The sequence below is a fragment of the Rhizobium sp. AAP116 genome, from assembly GCF_001295785.1.
Taxonomy (GTDB): domain Bacteria; phylum Pseudomonadota; class Alphaproteobacteria; order Rhizobiales; family Rhizobiaceae; genus Allorhizobium.
Window position 1 is genome coordinate 90,052 of record NZ_LJIB01000005.1, and the last position, 17,680, is coordinate 107,731.

The 17,680-nt window shown below is 60.7% G+C and carries 15 protein-coding genes; 8 read left to right on the plus strand and 7 right to left on the minus strand.

All coding sequences use genetic code 11. The features are described 5' to 3' along the window. Positions 1-14 precede the first annotated feature (14 nt). Positions 15-1,271 carry an O-antigen ligase gene (locus IP85_RS05180; protein WP_156322746.1) on the plus strand — a complete coding sequence of 419 codons (1,257 nt, stop codon included), beginning with the start codon at positions 15-17 and terminating at the stop codon, positions 1,269-1,271. A 12-nt stretch (positions 1,272-1,283) separates the two neighbouring features. Here the strand turns inward: IP85_RS05180 and IP85_RS05185 are convergent, their stop codons facing one another. Next, the gene (locus IP85_RS05185) at positions 1,284-2,792 is read right to left on the minus strand and encodes a GumC family protein (protein ID WP_245280798.1); all 1,509 of its coding nucleotides are present in this window, start codon (positions 2,790-2,792) and stop codon (positions 1,284-1,286) included. A 354-nt stretch (positions 2,793-3,146) separates the two neighbouring features. Here IP85_RS05185 and IP85_RS05190 point away from each other — a divergent pair, with 354 nt between their 5' ends. Next, complete coding sequence (locus tag IP85_RS05190) at positions 3,147-4,409, plus strand: transporter (RefSeq protein WP_054148617.1); 1,263 nt, start codon at positions 3,147-3,149, stop codon at positions 4,407-4,409. Positions 4,410-4,440: 31 nt separating this feature from the next. Here IP85_RS05190 and IP85_RS05195 read toward each other — a convergent pair whose 3' ends face one another. After that, complete coding sequence (locus IP85_RS05195; RefSeq protein WP_054148618.1) at positions 4,441-5,304, minus strand: DUF6492 family protein; 864 nt, start codon at positions 5,302-5,304, stop codon at positions 4,441-4,443. After that, positions 5,301-6,494, minus strand: coding sequence for a glycosyltransferase family 4 protein (locus IP85_RS05200; RefSeq protein WP_054148619.1), 1,194 nt, complete (start codon positions 6,492-6,494; stop codon positions 5,301-5,303). Before IP85_RS05200 ends, IP85_RS05195 begins: the two co-directional genes overlap by 4 nt. Positions 6,495-6,856: 362 nt before the next feature. Between IP85_RS05200 and IP85_RS05205 the strand changes: the two genes are divergently transcribed. Genes IP85_RS05205 through IP85_RS05225 form a run of 5 tightly spaced genes read left to right on the plus strand, consistent with a single transcriptional unit; the run spans position 6,857 to position 12,620 of the window. After that, entirely contained in the window at positions 6,857-8,296 is a 1,440-nt protein-coding gene (locus IP85_RS05205) for a UbiA family prenyltransferase (protein WP_054148620.1), read from the plus strand. Next, positions 8,296-9,624: an FAD-binding oxidoreductase gene (locus tag IP85_RS05210; protein ID WP_054148621.1), complete on the plus strand. Its 1,329-nt coding sequence runs from the start codon at positions 8,296-8,298 to the stop codon at positions 9,622-9,624. Before IP85_RS05205 ends, IP85_RS05210 begins: the two co-directional genes overlap by 1 nt. A 34-nt stretch (positions 9,625-9,658) precedes the next feature. Then, positions 9,659-10,081 (plus strand): EamA family transporter, encoded by a 423-nt coding sequence (locus tag IP85_RS05215; RefSeq protein WP_054148622.1) that lies wholly within the window; start codon positions 9,659-9,661, stop codon positions 10,079-10,081. Positions 10,082-10,135: 54 nt separating this feature from the next. Then, positions 10,136-11,146, plus strand: a complete 1,011-nt coding sequence (locus IP85_RS05220) for an NAD(P)-dependent oxidoreductase (protein ID WP_054148623.1) — start codon at positions 10,136-10,138, stop codon at positions 11,144-11,146. Between the two features lie 10 nt (positions 11,147-11,156). After that, complete coding sequence (locus IP85_RS05225; protein WP_082347589.1) at positions 11,157-12,620, plus strand: aspartate aminotransferase family protein; 1,464 nt, start codon at positions 11,157-11,159, stop codon at positions 12,618-12,620. A 48-nt stretch (positions 12,621-12,668) separates the two neighbouring features. Here the strand turns inward: IP85_RS05225 and IP85_RS05230 are convergent, their stop codons facing one another. The 3 genes from IP85_RS05230 to epmA form a co-directional block, all read right to left on the minus strand. Then, a complete protein-coding gene (locus tag IP85_RS05230) occupies positions 12,669-14,363 on the minus strand; it encodes a hypothetical protein (RefSeq protein WP_082347590.1) in 1,695 nt (564 codons plus the stop codon). 117 nt (positions 14,364-14,480) lie between these two features. Continuing rightward, complete coding sequence (locus IP85_RS05235) at positions 14,481-15,521, minus strand: lysine-2,3-aminomutase-like protein (RefSeq protein WP_054148624.1); 1,041 nt, start codon at positions 15,519-15,521, stop codon at positions 14,481-14,483. Then, positions 15,514-16,581 (minus strand): EF-P lysine aminoacylase EpmA, encoded by a 1,068-nt coding sequence (gene epmA / locus IP85_RS05240; RefSeq protein ID WP_054148643.1) that lies wholly within the window; start codon positions 16,579-16,581, stop codon positions 15,514-15,516. The genes IP85_RS05235 and epmA overlap by 8 nt, the downstream gene beginning before the upstream one ends. Positions 16,582-16,718: 137 nt before the next feature. Here epmA and efp point away from each other — a divergent pair, with 137 nt between their 5' ends. Beyond that, positions 16,719-17,288, plus strand: a complete 570-nt coding sequence (efp, locus tag IP85_RS05245; RefSeq protein WP_054148625.1) for an elongation factor P — start codon at positions 16,719-16,721, stop codon at positions 17,286-17,288. Positions 17,289-17,441: 153 nt separating this feature from the next. On the opposite strand, the gene IP85_RS05250 is transcribed toward efp, so the two are convergent. Continuing rightward, a complete protein-coding gene (locus IP85_RS05250) occupies positions 17,442-17,672 on the minus strand; it encodes a YdcH family protein (RefSeq protein ID WP_054148626.1) in 231 nt (76 codons plus the stop codon). Positions 17,673-17,680 lie beyond the last annotated feature (8 nt).

Here is a 17,680-nt window from a genome sequence, read left to right on the forward strand (position 1 = left end):
CCTATCCCGCGCAGATGCTGCGCCGGGCGGCCGTCGTCGTGAGCATCCTGCTGTTTACGATCATGCTGATCTCGTTCCAGCCTTTCTCGCCGGTTCATGAAGGCGTGGAAGAAGGCGGCAATCTGGTTAATCAGCTGGGTTTTGGCATGCTTGGCCTCATTGCGCTCGGCTCGCTGCTGACGCTGGCCGATCTGCGCAGGCTGCCGTCCCTGATCGGTCCGGCCTGGTTGCTGATGATCGGTTTTCTTGTGCTGTCCGGATTCACCGCTCCAGATCCGAGTGGGACCTTGCGCGGCATCATTCTCACCCTGATCGTGATGATGACCATCGTGACCGTGCTGGCGCTGCCGCAGGATGGAGATGGCTATGCCCGCATGTTGAGCGTGGTCGCAGGCATCCTGATCTTCATCTGCTATGCCGGGCTCCCCTTGGTCCCGTCTCTGGCAACCCATGGCTTCGACGCGCTGGAGCCTCAGAATTCCTATCTCTGGCGCGGGGTCTTCACGCACAAAAATATCGCCGGGCCGGTCATGGCGGCATTCGTCTTTGCGGCCATCTATCTCTGGCGACGCGGCGACCGCTGGTCCGGCGTGGTGATCGCGGTGTCGGCCCTGATCTTTGTCAGCCAGACGGGCTCCAAGACCACGCTTGGACTGGTGCCCGTTGCCGCTCTCCTTGTCCTCCTACCGAGTGCGATCGGGCTTCGCGTGCTGACACCGATCGCGGTCTTCTGCTGCCAGCTTGCCTTTGCTCTCCTGACCTTCGGTTCCGTGCTGATCGAACCGATCCACCAGTTTATTCTCTGGCTCGGGATCGACCCGACATTTACCGGACGTGTCTCCATCTGGAAGTTCGGGCTCGATGCACTGGCCGATCGCCCGCTCACGGGCTTCGGCTATGAGAGTTTCTGGAGTACAGATCTGGTCCGCTATGCCGCCAATCCCTATTATCTCGACTGGGATGTGCGCGGCATCGTGCATGCCCATAACGGCTATCTCGATATCGCGATCTCCATGGGGATGCCGGCGCTGATCGTCGCGCTGGCGGTCCTGATCCTGCTTCCGCTGATCGACTACATGCGCTGCAGGCCGGTCCGGGAGAACAGGTTGCTCGCGGACTTCTTCATGATGATCGTCTTCTTCACGACGCTGAATGCGATGATGGAGAGCTTCTTCTTCCGTCGCATGGACCCGGTCTGGATGCTCTGCTTCTTCGGGGTGATCGGCCTCAGGCTCGTGGCGAGAGTGTCCATCTCACGAAGGCTTGCCTGAGCTGCCTTTCGTTCAGGCCTGCGCGTCTTCGCGGCGTTTCCACAAGCGTGTCAAATTGAGGCCAAGGGCGAGCAGAACGCCGATGCCAAATCCAGCGATCAGGCCGCCAAGGGCGATCACCTTGCGAGAGGGACCGACCGGATCCAGCGGTGGGCGGGCCTCCGACAGGACCTGAATATTGGCGAGCGTAATGGCCTCCTGTTCCCCGGTTTCGCGGGTTCTGAGCAGGAAAGATTCGTAGACCGAACGGCGTGCCGCCGCCTCGCGCTCGAGTTCGCGCAATGTGACGAGGCTATCATTGTTCGATGCCTGGGTGTCCTTGAGTTCGCGGAGGCGGCTGGTGAGTGCCACTTCCTGCTGGAGGGAGCGATCCAGCTCGACCTGGAGGGCGCTGCGGATGCGGCTGAGTTCCTCACGGATCTGGTTGAGCATCCCACTGGCCTGCGATTGTGCCTCGATATATCTCGGGTGTTGCGGTCCATAGCGGGCCGCGATCGATTCGAGTTCCTTGCGCAGATCGGCATAACGCGTGCGCAGGACCGCGATCGTGTCGGAACTCACGTCTTCGGGGAGCGCCAGTTCACCGCCGCTGGAGGCTGCCATCTTCGCGATGCTGGTAATCTTGGCGCGCAGGCCGGCGGTTTCGACGCGCAGCGAACTCAGTCTTTCATTCAGCAGTTTCAGATCGTTGTCCACGATCAGTTTGCCGTCGACATTCACGAGGTCATTCGAGTTGCGGAAGCTCTCGGCGGCCTTTTCCGCCTCTTCGAGCTTCATGCGCAGGTCGGTAAGGCGGCTCGACAGTTCGTCCGATGTGCGGCGAACAGCTTCGGATTGCATCGAGGCCAGTTCGCGCTGGAAGACGTCGCTGACGATGTTGGCCAGACGCGCGGACTTCTCCGGATCCCGCGTTTCTGCAGAGATCGAAAAGATGAATGTCTTCTGATCTCGGTTCACATTGATCACCTCGTGGAGGTGGTTCAAGACCCGTGACTCGACATTCTGGGCGTCGCTCTGGGACGCTGGCGACCAGAGTGCGCTCAGGCCCGAGGGGCGGAGGGTGCCGTTGAATTCCGGGTCCTGCTTGAGATCGGCCTGCTCGATGACTTTCAACAGAACACTGTTCGACTTGACGATGCGCGCCTGACTTTCGACCACGGCGAGCGAGGCATCGGTGGGCAATTGATCGGTGGTCAACTGGTCGCCGACGGTGCGGATCTGCCTGGGGTCGACGAGGATGTCACTGCTGGCGACCCAGAGTTTCGGCAGGGTCATGGCATAGGCGGCACCAAAGAGGCCGCCGATCACCGTCGAGGCAATCAGAATGCGATGGGACCGTTTGAGAATGTCGATGACGATGAGGGGATCGATCAGAGGCTTCCATTCCGCCTGATCCCGCCGGACGTCATGGCCGTCTCGATTTCCATCCTGACGACTGTCCGTGGAGATTTCAGGCGAAGGCTCCTGGATCGGCACGACAACGGGGGCGGGAGCAGGGGGGCTGGATTCTCCGACCTCCATGCTATTCACCTGGCCCTCGAGCATGGATACGCGTGCCCGCAGAAAATCGAGGTGGTCGTCGTGGCGTTCCAGCATGTCCCGCAGGGAAGGTCGCCCGACACGGGTGTCTGCGGAGTGTCCGGATAGGCGCTCTGCGCCTGCGGCGCCGGGCTCTTTGCCTCCGTGACTGGTGCGATCATCGCGCAGATACATGTCAGCCCTTGCTTCGGGAAATGGTTCGCGTGGCGCGAATTTAATTTTTTATCAAAAACAAATGGTTAAAAGATCGGAAAATTAACCGTTTCGGACGTAGCTTCTGCAGGTGTCGACGCCGTCCGAAATGCGACCTGCGCCTTCAGCAACTCTGGACACCACGTGAACGCGATCCTTCGGCACTTTTCTGCAAACCGGCAGCTCCTACACTCCTATTTCTCGGTGATATCGGGATCTGCGGGGCGACTGGTCGTGTCTCTCGCCTACTTCGTCGTGCTGGCCAACACACTGCCGCTTGCGGACTACGGCATCTTCGCCACGGCGTCGGGCGCCGGGCTCGTTCTCTCCCGGCTGCTGGCGCTCGGTTTCAGCTCACCGCTTTATCGCATTGCGGTCGTCAAGCCGCGGCTACTCGGCGTCTACACGGTTGGCTATCTGCTCGCTTCTCTTCTCTCCCTGCCGCTCGTCATCATCTCAGCGCTGCTGATCTATCTCCTGTTCTTTTCCGACGATGTCGGTCTGCTCACCTTTTCCCTGGTGATCATCGCCGAGATTTTGCTCTGGCGGTCTGCCGAGATCGTCATCATCGTCAACAATGGGCTCAAGCGTTTCGGGCTCGCTGCTCTCCTGGTGATCTTTGGAACTGCTGCACGCGCGGCGGCCGCTGGCCTCTTCTGGAGCCAGGCCTCGGTCCAGGACCTCGAGCATTGGGCATGGTGGTACATGGGCGCGAATGCCGTATCGCTGGTCGTTGCCCTCTGCTTCTACCCCCGCGTTCGGCTGCGGTTCGATATGCGGCTCTATCTTCGGCGGGTGCAGGATTCTCTCGCCGTCGCGGGTGCTGAACTGCTGTTCTACCTGCAGTCGGAGCTCGACAAGCTGATGGTGCTCGGGATCGGTGGGCCGGCCGTTGCCGGTGTCTATGCGATCATCATGCGGGTCGTCGACCTGACTGCGCTGCCGATCCGCTCCTTCAACACGATCCTGGTGCAGAAACTGATGCAGAGCCCTGACATGTTGAGGTCACTCAAGGTCAGGGTACTCATCGAAGCAGGGTTGATGTTCGTCTCCGTTGCCGGCCTCGCAACACTCGCCTTCCTCCTGCACCTCTATCCGAATGCGCTCGGCCGCAACGTGGCACCAGTTGCCGAGTTGCTGCCGCTTGTTCTCCTCGTTCCGGGGTTTCGCAATCTCGCGGAGTACCAGGGGGAACTGATGTATGCCCGTGGGCAAAGCTGGCTGCGCACGCTGTGTCTTGCACTTCTGACACTGAGCAAGGCAGGGCTAATCGCGCTCCTGCTCAACAGTTTCGCACATGACGAACAGGACTGGATTGTTGCCTTGAATGGCGTCTTTGCCGGTCTCTATGTGATCTCGGCCATCTTTACCTATTCGAGCCTCAGGCTGCCGGCAAAACGAGTCTGACGGTTCTCGCCACGAAGCTCACCAATCGTGGTCAAAGGCCGAGGATGCGTCGGATTTCTGCGGGTTCAAGACCCAGGAATGACTGCATGCCGAGCGCCACCTGTTCAGGTGCCATGTCCGCCACGAAGGCACGGAATTCGTCCTCCGTGGGCGGTGGAGCCAGCCAGAAGACCTTGCAAAGCTCCGTCTGGTCGTGGAAATGACCCGCGCCGTGCTCGACGTCATCCACGAAGCGGCCATACATCATGCATTCCGAAAAACAGCGCTGCTTGCCCATCGCCGCGATCCAGTGCTCGCCCGTGACGCTCTCGATCCGCGCACACATGTCCCTGATGCTGCTTCGTTTCCAGGCGATCATCGTGCCGACATAGTCGCTCGTGGAGCGCTGCGTTTCGGGCAGACCGAACAACTTCCCGGCATTGGCGGACCAGCGTCGATGTTCGTCCATGGAGTCTGCCGTCAAGGCGCCGGGCCTGACCAGCAGGCGCAGCGCTTCGTCGCGCCAGAGCTGGCTGCAATCATAGGGCCGAAGGAATGCGACATCGGAATCCAGATAGAGAAACGCATCGTCCTCGACCAGGTCGGCGATGGCTATCCGGCGAAACTGCTGAACATGCCAGCCGCGAAGCGGCTTAGTCTTGAACGATAGCCAGATGCGACGTCGGCCCATGGTCAGCGGATCGGGAAAGACCTTCAGCCAGGATGGCAAGAGGTCCTTCTCTCCGATGATCACCCTGCGCGGCGATTGCAGTTGCCGGAACAGCGGAACATCGCGGTCTTCGACGAGCACATAATGTTTCGTGTATCCCGTGACATGCGTGTCCAGCGTCTCGCAGAGCAAACGGAACCGTTCGAAGTCCGCGTGATAGCTCGCGGTGACAATGGCTGTCTTCATGACAGAGCTTCCTTTGCGCCTGATGTGGCCCCGGTCAGCATGTCGAGCATCTGCCTGATGCCGGCATCCATCAGCTGGGCCTGTGTTTCGGCAAAGACCCGGCCATCGAGCCGCTGAAGGTTGCCCGCCCGCGCCCGACGGATCTTGTCGTTGAGCGCTGCAGCGAAACTCTCGGGATCGTCAGCAATGGTGCAATTGTCGGGGATCGCCGCAATGCCGCGGACCGAGCTTGTCGTCGCCACGCTTGGCAGGCCGAGCGAGAAGGTTTCAATCGTCTTCAACTGCACGCCCGTGCCGGCCCGACTGATCAGCGGGATCACGGCGCTTTCAGCGACGAAATCTGTCGCGCGTTCCACCCTTCCGACGAAGTCGACATCGGGCCAGGCAGAAGCAAGATCGGCCGGGGTGCTGCCAGCGACCCTGATGCGCACATCGTCGAGCAGCCTGGGCGTCACCTCGTTCAAGAACCATTCCAGCCCGATCCGATTGGGATGCCATGTCCAGGTGCCCAAGAGGGCAAGATCATGCGCCAGTTTTCTCGTCTCCGGGAGCCGCGTCGATCTCTGAATACTTAAGGGGAGGAATACGGAGCGCTCCGGCGGAACGCCGAGATCCACCGCGTCCTCGGCAGCGAAGGTCACGACGCTGGTCGACCGGTCCCGGAGCCTGTGCTCAAGTGTCTTCAGAAGTGTCGCATCACGGGCGAACAGAACGCGCTTGATCAAGGAGCCGGCATTGCGGGCGTTCTCGGCCGACGAGCGATGCTCGACATTGTGAGCGACAAAGATCGATGGCTTGTCGGTGAAGAGATCCGGAAAGGCTCCCGCGAGGGCGACGCCGTTCAAGACATAGCCGTCGAACGGGCCAGCGGCCGTGATTGCGCTTCGCACAGCCTCTTTTCGTATCACACGCAGCTTGGCGCTCGACATCGGCAGTCCCGTCGCAAGGGACATGAGTAGCCATTTGATCTTGAGCCAGGGGCCAGCCTTTTCGGTTCGCACTTCCACCTCGCCCAGAGCGGCCTCTGCATCCGGAGCGAGGGCCTGTCCTGGCCAGGCGCAGCCGATGACCGTGGTGCGCACGCCTGCCCGTGCCAAGCCTTCCAGCAGGGCTGCATTGGCAAGTTCATAACCTGTTGAAGGATTGGCTTGTGCAACGAGCGACGTGACGAAGACCAGATGCAAGGACAAATCGCCACCTATGCGAGACACGATACTTTTTCGAGATGCAATTCTTAAACCTTATTCTCAGTTAGGGGCGTGAACATTCCTTTAAACCTGGCCACTTCAGTACCCCATTAACTCCGAATTCATGCCTCGACACCTAACGTTTCACAGGTTCGTGACGGGGCTTTGCCTTTTGAAGGCAGACGTCCCTCTCGATCGCGTAAGTTGTTCAGACATGTCACGGGTGGCCAGCCTTGCGAGGTAAAGGCGCATCAAGTGATCGGAAGCACGGCGCATTGCTTCCCTTGTTTCAGTTGTTTGCATGCCGGGTTGGTCCTGCTGCCATGCATCTTTGATTGGTATTGCGTTCTGGGAGTGCAGCGAGAATGGACGCCAGATTACAAGAGAGCCGGGATCTGCCGCTTGCGGTCGATCTGGATGGAACGCTGATTGCGACGGATCTTCTTTGGGAGACGATCTTTCTCGCCCTCAAGACCAACCCGCTCATCGTCTTTCTGCTTCCGATCTGGGCGCTGGCTGGCAAGGCGCGCCTCAAGCTTGAGCTGGCTCGACGGGTCACGCTCGACGCATCGCGGCTGCCATATCGTCAGGATTTCCTCGACTATCTCAGGGCGGAACGCGCTTCAGGCCGCACCATTGTTCTCGCGACCGCAGCGGCGGAGCCCCTGGCGCAGGCTGTTGCCACCCATCTCGGCATATTCTCCAAGGTGTTTGCCACACGCGACGGGATCAATCTCGCCAGCAAGGCGAAAGCCTCGGCGCTGGTCGACGAATACGGAGAATACGGGTTCGACTATGCGGGCAATGATCGCGCTGACCTTGCGATCTTCGACCGCGCACGCAACACCGTCGTCGTTGCGCCCGACCGGGCGGCCTCGCGCTTCCAGCAGGCGCATGACACCATGCGTTTCGACGCGCCCCGCACCCATTTCAAGACATATCTCAAGATGTTGCGGGTGCATCAGTGGCTGAAAAACCTTCTGGTGTTCGCTCCGCCGGTGCTGGCCCATGATTTCCTGATTGCCGAAACGATGTTTTCGGCGACGCTGGCCTTTATCGCGTTTTCGGCGTCGGCCTCGGCGATCTACATCATCAACGACATCATCGATCTGCCGCTCGATCGCGTCCACCCGCGCAAACGGCATCGGCCCTTTGCCAGCGGTGCGCTGTCTATCCCCTTTGGCCTCATGTGTTCTGCGGCTCTTCTGGCGATTGCTGCGGCGATCTGCTTCTTTCTGCCGCCGATGTTTGCCGCGATTATCGCTGTTTATATCGTTACCACCACGGCTTATTCGCTGGCGATCAAGCGGATGCTGCTGCTCGACGTCATTTGCCTGGCCGGCCTCTACACGCTGCGCCTCCTCGGCGGCAAGCTGGCGGCGGACATCCCAATGTCCTTCTGGCTGATGGCCTTTGCGTTGTTCTTCTTCCTCTCGCTCGCATTCCTAAAGCGCTATGTCGAATTGCAGCATTCCGGAGCCCCGGAGCAGTCACGGATCGCCGGCCGCGGATATCGGCCGGAGGATATCGGCATCGTCGGTCAGAGCGGCGTGTCTTCCGGTTTCACCGCCGTCCTTGTTCTGGCGCTCTACATCAACAGCGACGTCGTCGGGAACCTCTATTCCGAGCCCTGGCTGATCTGGCCGCTGGTGCCGATCGTGCTCTACATCAACATGCGCGTCTGGGTTCTCGCCCATCGCCGGGAAATGAACGAAGATCCGGTCGTCTTCATCGCCTCGGACTGGCGCAGCCAGATCTTTATTGCGATCGGTGCGGCACTCCTCATCGTCGCCGGGATGGTGTGATGTTGGGCGCTTTCGACAGCTTCGGACGGGTTGATCGGCGGCAGCGCATGGCGCTACCGGTGGCCGACGCCCTCGCAAGACTGCGGGGCCCGGCTGATGGCGCTGGTTTGTCGCTTCTGCCGTTCGGCAATGGTCGGTCCTATGGGGACAGCTGCCACAATGACGGCGGCGCGCTGGTGCCGATGCGTGCCCCCTCTGCCGATATGTCGCTCGACCCCGAAAGCGGTCTCCTCGACGCCGCCGCTGGCGTAACGCTGGAAGACATCATCGCTCTGGTGGCACCGCATGGCTTCTTCCTGCCGGTGACGCCAGGAACACGCCATGTGACGCTCGGCGGGGCCATTGCCAACGATGTCCACGGCAAGAACCACCATCTGCGCGGCACTTTCGGCTGCCATGTGGCAAGCTTCGAACTTCTGCGTTCCGATGGCGAAACCCATCACTGTTCGGCGACGAGCAATGCAGCTCTGTTTGCCGCGACGATCGGCGGCATGGGACTGACCGGGATCATCACCCGCGCACGGCTCAAGCTGATGCGCGTGTCTTCGCTTGATATTGACGAAGAGGTCGTCGCCTTCGCCAATCTTGGCGACTACTTCGATCGGGCCGAAGAGGCCGACCGGATCAACGAATATGCGGTGGCCTGGGTCGACCAGCTGGCTGCGGGTCGTTCCGCCGGGCGCGGCGTGCTGATTACCGGCAATCATTCCGACAATGGCAAGCGGGAGGTCGCGACGCGGGCCAGCCGTTTGGCTGTTCCCTTCGATCTCCCCTTCTCGGCCCTCAACCGCCTCAGCCTTTCGGCTTTCAACGCAGCCTATTTTACGGCGAAGAGCCGCAAACACGGCGTGCACCGGGCGAGCTACGGAAGCTTCTTTTATCCGCTCGATGGCGTCGGTCACTGGAACAGGCTCTACGGTCCGCGTGGCCTTTTCCAGCACCAGAGCGTCATTCCGTTCGAAGCCGCACGGCAGACGATCCCGCTGCTGCTCCAGGCGAGCCGGGATGCTGCTCACGCCTCCTTCCTGACGGTGTTGAAGCGTTTCGGCGATATCGGTTCTCCCGGTCTCCTGTCTTTCCCGCGACCGGGCTACACCCTGACCATGGATTTTCCCAACCGCGGCGCGCCAACCCTTGCGCTTCTTGAGACACTCGACCGCCTCACGATCAAGGCCGGCGGTCGCGTCAATCCCTACAAGGACCAGCGGATGAGCACGGCCACCTTCAAGGCCGGCTTTCCCAGCTGGTCGGAACTCGAGACGTGGCGCGATCCGGGGTTCTCATCGAACTTCTGGCAACGCGCTGTACTGAATCCATCGCACTCATGACGAGACCGGACAGACCATCCGACGAGAGGACATCATGAAATACATCCCCTTCATCCTGTTCACGGTGATGACCAATGCAGCCGCACAGCTGATGCTGAAATACGGCATGATCACGCTGGGTCCGATCAGCTTTTCGGCCGATACGATGATCCAGCGGATCTTCCAGATCCTGTTCAATCCCTGGGTCTTCTTCGGCCTTGCCATGTTCGTGGTGTCGATGGCTTCGCATCTCTACGTGCTCTCGAAGGTCGACCTTTCCTTCGCCTATCCCTTCCTCAGCCTTGCCTATGTCGCCGTCGCTCTCTGCGCCTGGCTTCTGTTCAAGGAGGAGCTTGGCACGCTGAAGATTGCCGGCATCGCCTTCATCTGCATCGGCACCGTCCTGATTGCCCAAAGCGGCAGTAGCAGCACCAAAACAGCGGAAGACAGCTCGATTGCGAAAGCGGTCGAGACCTGAGCTTCAAACCAATCTGACACGACAAAAAACCAAGAAGAAAACGGGGTTTAGAACATGAGACACATCATCTTCGGTGGAGACGGGTTCGTCGGACGCTACCTGGCACCCAGACTGCTTGCCGACGGTCACGAGGTCGTCGTTGCCGATATCGTGAAGAGCGACCTGCCGCATTACCGTGATGCGCGCTTTGTCCCGACGGATGTCACGGATCCGGATTCGATCCGCAAGCTCGGCATCGGCGCCGACGACATGGTCTACAACTTGTCCGCCAAGATGCTGTCGCCGATCCAGGTCCGCGCCAAGCGGCACGACTTCTTCTTCCCGGTCAATTTTTATGGCACCGAAAACATCATCAAGGCGATGGATGCCGCCGGCGCCAAGTCGCTGGTGCACTTCACCACCGACATGGTCTATGGCCATACCTATAGCTGGCCGCAGACGGAGGATCATCCGTGCAAGCCGCTCGGCGAATACGGGCTTTCCAAGCTGAAGACCGAGGAACTGGCGGCGGACTGGCGCAAGCGCGGCATGAATATCAGCCTGTTTCGCCCGCGCCTGATCATCGGCCCGGGCCGTCTCGGCATTCTCGCCAAGCTCTTCAAGCTGATAGACAACAACCTGCCGGTGCCGATGATCGGTTCGGGCAAGAACCCCTACCAGTTCATCTCGGTGTTCGATTGCGCCTCGGCCGCCCATGCCGCCTACAAGGCCGGCGTACCGAACGAGGTCTACAATCTCGGTTCGCTCAACCCGCCGCCGGTGAAGAAGCTGCTTGGCGATCTGGTCAAGCATGCGGGCTCGAAGTCGATCCTGGTGCCGACGCCCGCCTGGGCGGTCAAGCGCACGCTCGATTTCCTCGATCTCATCAACATGCCGCTGATGGACCCGGAGCAATATCTGATCGCCGACGAGATGTGCATCCTCGACGTGTCCAAGGGCGAACGCGAACTCGGCTGGGTGCCGCAGTATCGTGACGAGGACATGCTGATCGCCGCCTATAGCGAATACCGGAAATCGCTTGAAGGTCGTGTTGAACCCCATGCCGCAGCATCAAAGGCTGCGTGAGGAGACAGTGATGAATACTGCAGTCAGATTGAACGAACAGCCGACCCTCGATGCGGTGAAGGCGCCCCGCGCGAAAACCGAAAAGCCGAACCTTCTGTCGGTCGATCAGGCCAAGGCGCTTGACCTTCCACAGATGACCGACCTCTTCACGCAGCACCTCAATCCCGGCCAGCTGCATTTCATGAAGCTGCTCGGCTTCCACAAGATCAAGGTCGAGCGTGCCGAGGGCATGTATTACTACGACCAGAACGGCCGGAAGATCCTCGACTTCTTCGGCGGCTTCGGGTCGCTTGCCTTCGGCCATAATCATCCGCGCATCATCGAGGCGCGCAAGACCTTCCAGGACGAGAAGCGCCACGAGATCGCGATCGCTTTCATGTCGCAATATGCGACGGCGCTTGCGCACAATCTGGCGGCCTGCTCGCCCGGTGATCTCGACATGGTCTTTCTTGGCTCGTCCGGTTCGGAAGCCATGGAAGCTGCGATCAAGGTGGCCGAGCGGGCTGCCGGCCCGCAGAAGCCGAAGGTCGTCTATGCCGAGAATTCCTTCCACGGAAAGACAAAGGGCGTCCTGTCGATCACCGACGGTTCGCTTTATCGCGGCCAGTTCAAGCTGGTCGACAATACGGTTCGCGTGCCGTTCGGCGATATCGAAGCGATCGAGAACGCCTTCCGCAGCGATCCGGAAATTGGTGTCATCGTGCTCGAAACCGTCCAGGGCGGTGGGGGCATCATTCAGGCGGATGCGGCCTTCTGGCAGAAGCTGCGCCAGCTCTGCGACCAGTATGGCGTTCTCTGGGTTGCCGACGAGGTCCAGTGCGGTCTCGGCCGTACCGGCAAGTTCTACGCCTTCGAGCATTACGGTGTCGTCCCTGACGTGACCGCGCTCGCCAAGTCACTCGGCGGGGGCAAGACCGCGATGGCTGCGATGATCGCGCGACGCGAGGTTTACATGAAGGCATATGGTACGCCTAAGACGGCGATGATCCACGCCATGGCGACCTTTGGCGGCATCGGCGAAGCCTGCATCACCTCAATCGAAGCCCTCAACGTTCTCTACGACGAGGGCCTGATCGATCGTACTGCAGAGGTCGGCGATTACCTGCTCGACCAGCTCCGGACCCTGCAGGCGCGTTACCCGAGCCTGATCAAGGAAGTCCGTGGCCAAGGGATGATGGTGGGCCTCGAATTCCACGACTTCTCGCAGACCATGCCGCTGGTGCTGCGTCCCGTCATCGCGATGCTCGACGACAAGCTGAAGGGCTCCCTGCCGGGCTTCATCGGCAGCCATTTGCTGCGCGATCACGGCGTGCTGGTGGCCTTCACCGAGTATAACCGCAACGTCATCCGGCTCGAGCCGCCGCTGATCTGTGAGCGGGAACATGTCGACCAGTTCATCGCGGCGCTGGACGAGGTGATGTCGCGCGGGATTATCCGGATCGTGAAGGATTTCGTCACCGCTCAGGTGAAGTGAACCCCACGACCATGAACGCCTACCGGCCGGGCCCTGAGCCCGGCCTTTTTATTGGGGCTTCAACATGCCCGGACGTAGCAGGAGATCCCAGCAAGGGTCGAGAGCGACCACCTGGCGTCCGCCAAGCGCTGCCGCATAACGTTCCTCAAGCATCCGCCGCCCGGTCGTGACAGGGCATTTCGGGCGAAGCACCCCGTCGGTTGCTCGAACCGCTTCCAGTGCGTCGACTGATACCTGTCTCACGGTGCGGAAAGGGTCTGCCCCGATCTGGATCTTGCGGGTCGCGTCGCGGTCGAGGATCCAGGGAAACGGATTGACGAAATCGAGGGTCATCAGACTTTCCAGACGGATCTGGTTGTCGGTCTCGAATTGCAGCAGCGCCTTGACCAGGATGTCTGCGGAAATGACCCAGTAGGTCTGATAATCGAGCTCGCTGTAGAGTTGCCAGCTCGGCAGTTGGCCCTGGTTTGCCAGGTCAATGTATGCCGCTCCCTGGGTGGCGTAATGGTTCTCCAGCATGACTGCCCGCTCCAGTACATCCGGCCGCATCGACACCTGCTGCATGTTGCGCAGGAGAGGAACGTCGGGCTGGACATAGGTCGGAGCGACCGCGACCGATCGCAGCGTCTTGTGTGCGACCTTGCTGAGTGTCGGGACGGTGCAGAAGGCGGCCAGCACGAGGAAGGTGACCTTCGTCCGGTCGACCACTTGCGGCAGTCGGTCATAGGCCATCAGCAGAACCGGCCAGATGAAGATGAATTCCTGGCTGCCCGTGTTCTGGGTCTCAAGGATCGTTCCGCCGAGCAGGGAGATGCCGAACCACCAGTAGGATCGGTCGAAGAACCGTCTCGGCTCGGATGCATAGTTGAGATCCGCCCAGATCATCACCAGCAGAAGCAGACCGGCCGGCATCAAGACGTCGAGCTTGCCCGAGGCGACGGTCAGGAACCGCGGCAGCAAGGCATCCTGGTTCATGGCGATCAGGTCTAGGATATCCCGGATGTAGGCCGAGATCATGCCGGTGCCGAGTTCGATGATCACGAGTGGAAGCAGAAAGGCGGCCGCGGCAAGTACGAGATTGCCAAGTGAAATCCGGCCGGCGAGCACGGCGCCGAGGCCGACCAGGCCACCGACGAGGAAGCCTGTGATCTTGGTGAGAAACAGGGCCAGCATGACCAGGGCGCAGAAGAGCGCAAAGCGCGGGCCGCCGCGCATGAAAACGAGGCCTGCGGTCAAGACATAGAGAAGAAGCGAGGTCTGCCGGTTGTAAATGCCGAAGCCATCAAGCCCCGGATAGGAATGGAAGAACTGGGCATTGGCCGGGAAGGCGGCAAAGACGAGAAAAGGGATCAGCAGGAGGAAGGCCGTGGCGCGGCTTTTCCTGTCTGCGTCGATCAGCACCAGCGTCATCAGCGGTGCGGTGACCGCGAGCTGTGACCATTGGACCAAAAGAAGCGGCTGCGCCCGCGGGAAGAGGTCGAGCCCCCAGGTAAAAAGGTAGTAACCCAGCGCGCCCACAGGCGTGGAAAAGTCGATGCTTGGGATCTGGCCCATTCGGATGCGCTGTGCGGCATCCAGATAGATATAAGTGTCCCAGTACATCGGGCCGATTGGCACCGCCAGCGGGAGTGTGAGCAGGACGAAAAGCGCGGCTACCGTCAGCCAGAGCCAAGCGATCGGAGACAATACAAGATGAAACAGCGTTTTTCGATCACGCGTCTTCGAAGCCGAAATATCCACCACCGCTATTGTCCCGTCTGTCAATGCGCTGCCACAAATCGGGCCATGGTGTGCATGAAAGCTTAACAGGCCGGAAACGGTACCGATCATCTTGCATGGTCTGTCGGCTTGCGCGGGCGCTTAGGGGTAGAGATGTTCCTGCCCCTTGCGGTCGCGCACAGCGTACCGCCCATCACCGAGATCGCGGACCGCGTCCTCACCGAGTGCCACCTTGCCGTGCCCGCCGGGCAGGTCGAGGATGTAGTGGGGGATGCAAACGCCTGATATCCGCGTGCGAAGCTCCCGCATGAGAGCCTGCCCTTCGGCGATGGATAGGCGGAAGTGGCCGGTGCCCGGCGCCATGTCGGGGTGATGCAGATAGTAGGGCTTGATGCCGGTCTCGACGAATGCCCGCATCAGCGATGTCAGTGTCTCGGCGTCATCATTCACACCCTTGAGGAGCACGCTCTGGCTGACCAACTGGACGCCGCCGGCGATCAGCCGCCGACAAGCAGCGCGCACCTCCGGCGTCAGTTCACGGGGATGGTTGGCGTGCAGCGCAAGGATCACGCTTTTGCCGCTTAGCGTCAGCGCCTCGACCATCTCGGTCGTAATGCGCTCGGGATCGACGGCCGGCACGCGGGTGTGGATCCGCAGGACCCTCACGTGATCCATGGCAACCAGACGCTCGGACACTTCCCGCAGGCGTCGTGGAGACAGGATCAGTGGATCACCGCCCGTCAGGATGACCTCCCAGATGCCCGTATTTGCCGCGATATAGTCGAGCGCGTTTTTCAGGCGCTCACCCGCAAGGTTGCCGTCGCCCTGCGGGCCGACCATTTCGCGCCGGAAGCAGAAGCGGCAATAGACCGGACAGACATGCACAAGCTTCAGGAGAACCCGGTCAGGATAGCGGTGAACGATACCCTCGACAGGGGAATGCGGATGGTCGCCGATCGGATCGAGGCGCTCTGCCGGATGATCGATCAGCTCGGCAGGCGAGGGAATATACTGGGCGGCTATGGGATCGTGCGGATCTGTCGGGTCGATGAGGGCGCGTACCGTGGGAGTGAGCGCTATCGCGTAACGCTCCGCCACGGCGTCGAGCATCGTGGTCTCCTCCTCACGGATGAGCCCTTGTGCCACGAGGTCGGCCACGGAGCGCAGGGTCGTCTCAGCCAAAATGCGTCTCCGCCACCGGCGCCCAGATAACCTGGTCGATCCTCAGCGCGCCTGTCGCCAGCATCACCAGACGGTCAAAGCCGAGGGCGATGCCCGATGCGTCCGGCATTTCTGCGAGGGCTTCGAGGAAGTCCTCATCGAGTGGATAGGTCTCGCCATAGACGCGGTTCTTCTCGGCCATTTCAGCTTCGAAGCGCCGGCGCTGTTCGGCAGGGTCCGTCAGCTCGCCGAAGGCATTGGCGAGTTCAACGCCACAGGCATAGACCTCGAAACGTTCCGCGACACGGGGATCGTCGGGGCACGGGCGCGCAAGCGCTGCTTCTGCCACCGGGTAACGATCCAGGATGGTCACGCGGCCGTTGCCGAGTTTGGGTTCCACTTTTTCGACGATGACCCGGCTGAACAGGTCGGCCCAAGTGTCGTCATCTGCCGTGCGAATGCCAGCGTCCGCGAGTTGACCGGCCAGTGCATTGCGATCCGTCGTGCCATCCGTTGCGATCGTGGCCAATAGATCGATGCCGGCGTGTTGCGCGAAAGCGTCTGCGACAGAGATCCGCTCTGGCTCGGCGAATGGGTCGACGCTCTTGCCAGCGAATGCGAATTGCCGCGTTCCGACCGTGCGTGCGGCCAAGGCGATCAGATCGACGCAGTCGAGCATAAGTTGCTCGTATCCCTCGCCGACCCGATACCATTCCAGCATGGTGAATTCCGGGTGGTGCAGCGGTCCGCGCTCGCGGTTTCGATAGACATGCGCGAAGCAGGCGATACGTGTCTCGCCGGCGGCGAGCAGCTTCTTGCAGGCGAATTCCGGAGAGGTGTGCAGGTAAAGCGGCGCTGCCGTTCCATCGTGGCCGATGGCATCTGTCCGGAAGGCGTGCAGATGGGCCTCGTTGCCTGGAGAGACCTGCAGGGTCGCGGTATCAACCTCGACGAAGTCATGCTCGGCGAAAAGCGCGCGAAAAGCCGCCTGGATCCGGTTTCGGCCCATCAGGAAGGGGCGGCGGTCCGCATGTACGGACCTGCGCCACCAAGAAGGGGATGATTGGCGGCTGTCAGTCATGCCGGAATCTCGGTCCATTTCTCAACACGGGCTGGCTATTTTACCGGATTTGGGTTAGTTGCGCCCGAGAAATTCAAAGAGGTCAGTCGGGACGGCCGTCCTTTACGACGGGTCTTACGCAGATACAAGGAATTCCAATGGTCAAGATTATCGCCTCGTCGGTGCGCAAGGGCAACGTGATCGACGTCGACGGCAAGCTCTACGTCGTCCTGACGGCTGAAAACTTCCACCCGGGCAAGGGCACGCCTGTCACTCAGGTCAACATGCGCCGCATCGTTGACGGCGTGAAGGTTTCCGAGCGCTGGCGCACGACCGAGCAGGTCGAGCGCGCGTTCGTTGAAGACGTCAATCACCAGTTCCTCTACGAGGACGGCGAAGGCTTCCACTTCATGAACCCTGAGAACTACGACCAGGTTGTCGTTGACGTCGAAACCATGGGCGACCAGAAGGCCTATCTGCAGGAAGGCATGGTCTGCATCCTGTCCATGCACGAAGGCGTCGCGCTTGCCATCCAGCTGCCGCGCCACGTAACGCTCGAGATCGTCGAGACGGAACCGGTCGTCAAGGGCCAGACGGCCTCGTCGTCTTACAAGCCGGCGATCCTGTCGAACGGCATCCGGACCATGGTTCCGCCGCATGTCGACGCCGGCATCCGCGTCGTCATCGCGACCGAAGACAATTCCTACGTCGAGCGCGCCAAGAACTAAGAGCTGTAGCTCGACCGATATCGAAAAGCCCGGCGTGGATCACGCCGGGCTTTTTTATTTGCTCGTCATTTCCCCTAATGCCGGCGGGGCGCAGGGTGCCCCGCCGGCCGTTCTCACCGGTCACGCTTGCGCCATCACGGAGCGCCCGCGTGATCAGCGTCCGGCGAGAATGGGACTGCCGAAGTTCGATGCCTTGGGGCGGGCGGCGTTTGCCTTCATGGCATCGCCCCGCTCGAGCAACATGATCTGCTCCTTCAAGTGCAGCTTGATCTTCTTCAAGGCGCGGACCCTGATGCCATCAGGCTGCGGACGGCGCTGTTCCTCGTCAATCTTGGCGGCGACGATCGAATGGCGGGCTCTGAGGGCTTTGAGCAGTTGCTTCATGGCGATCT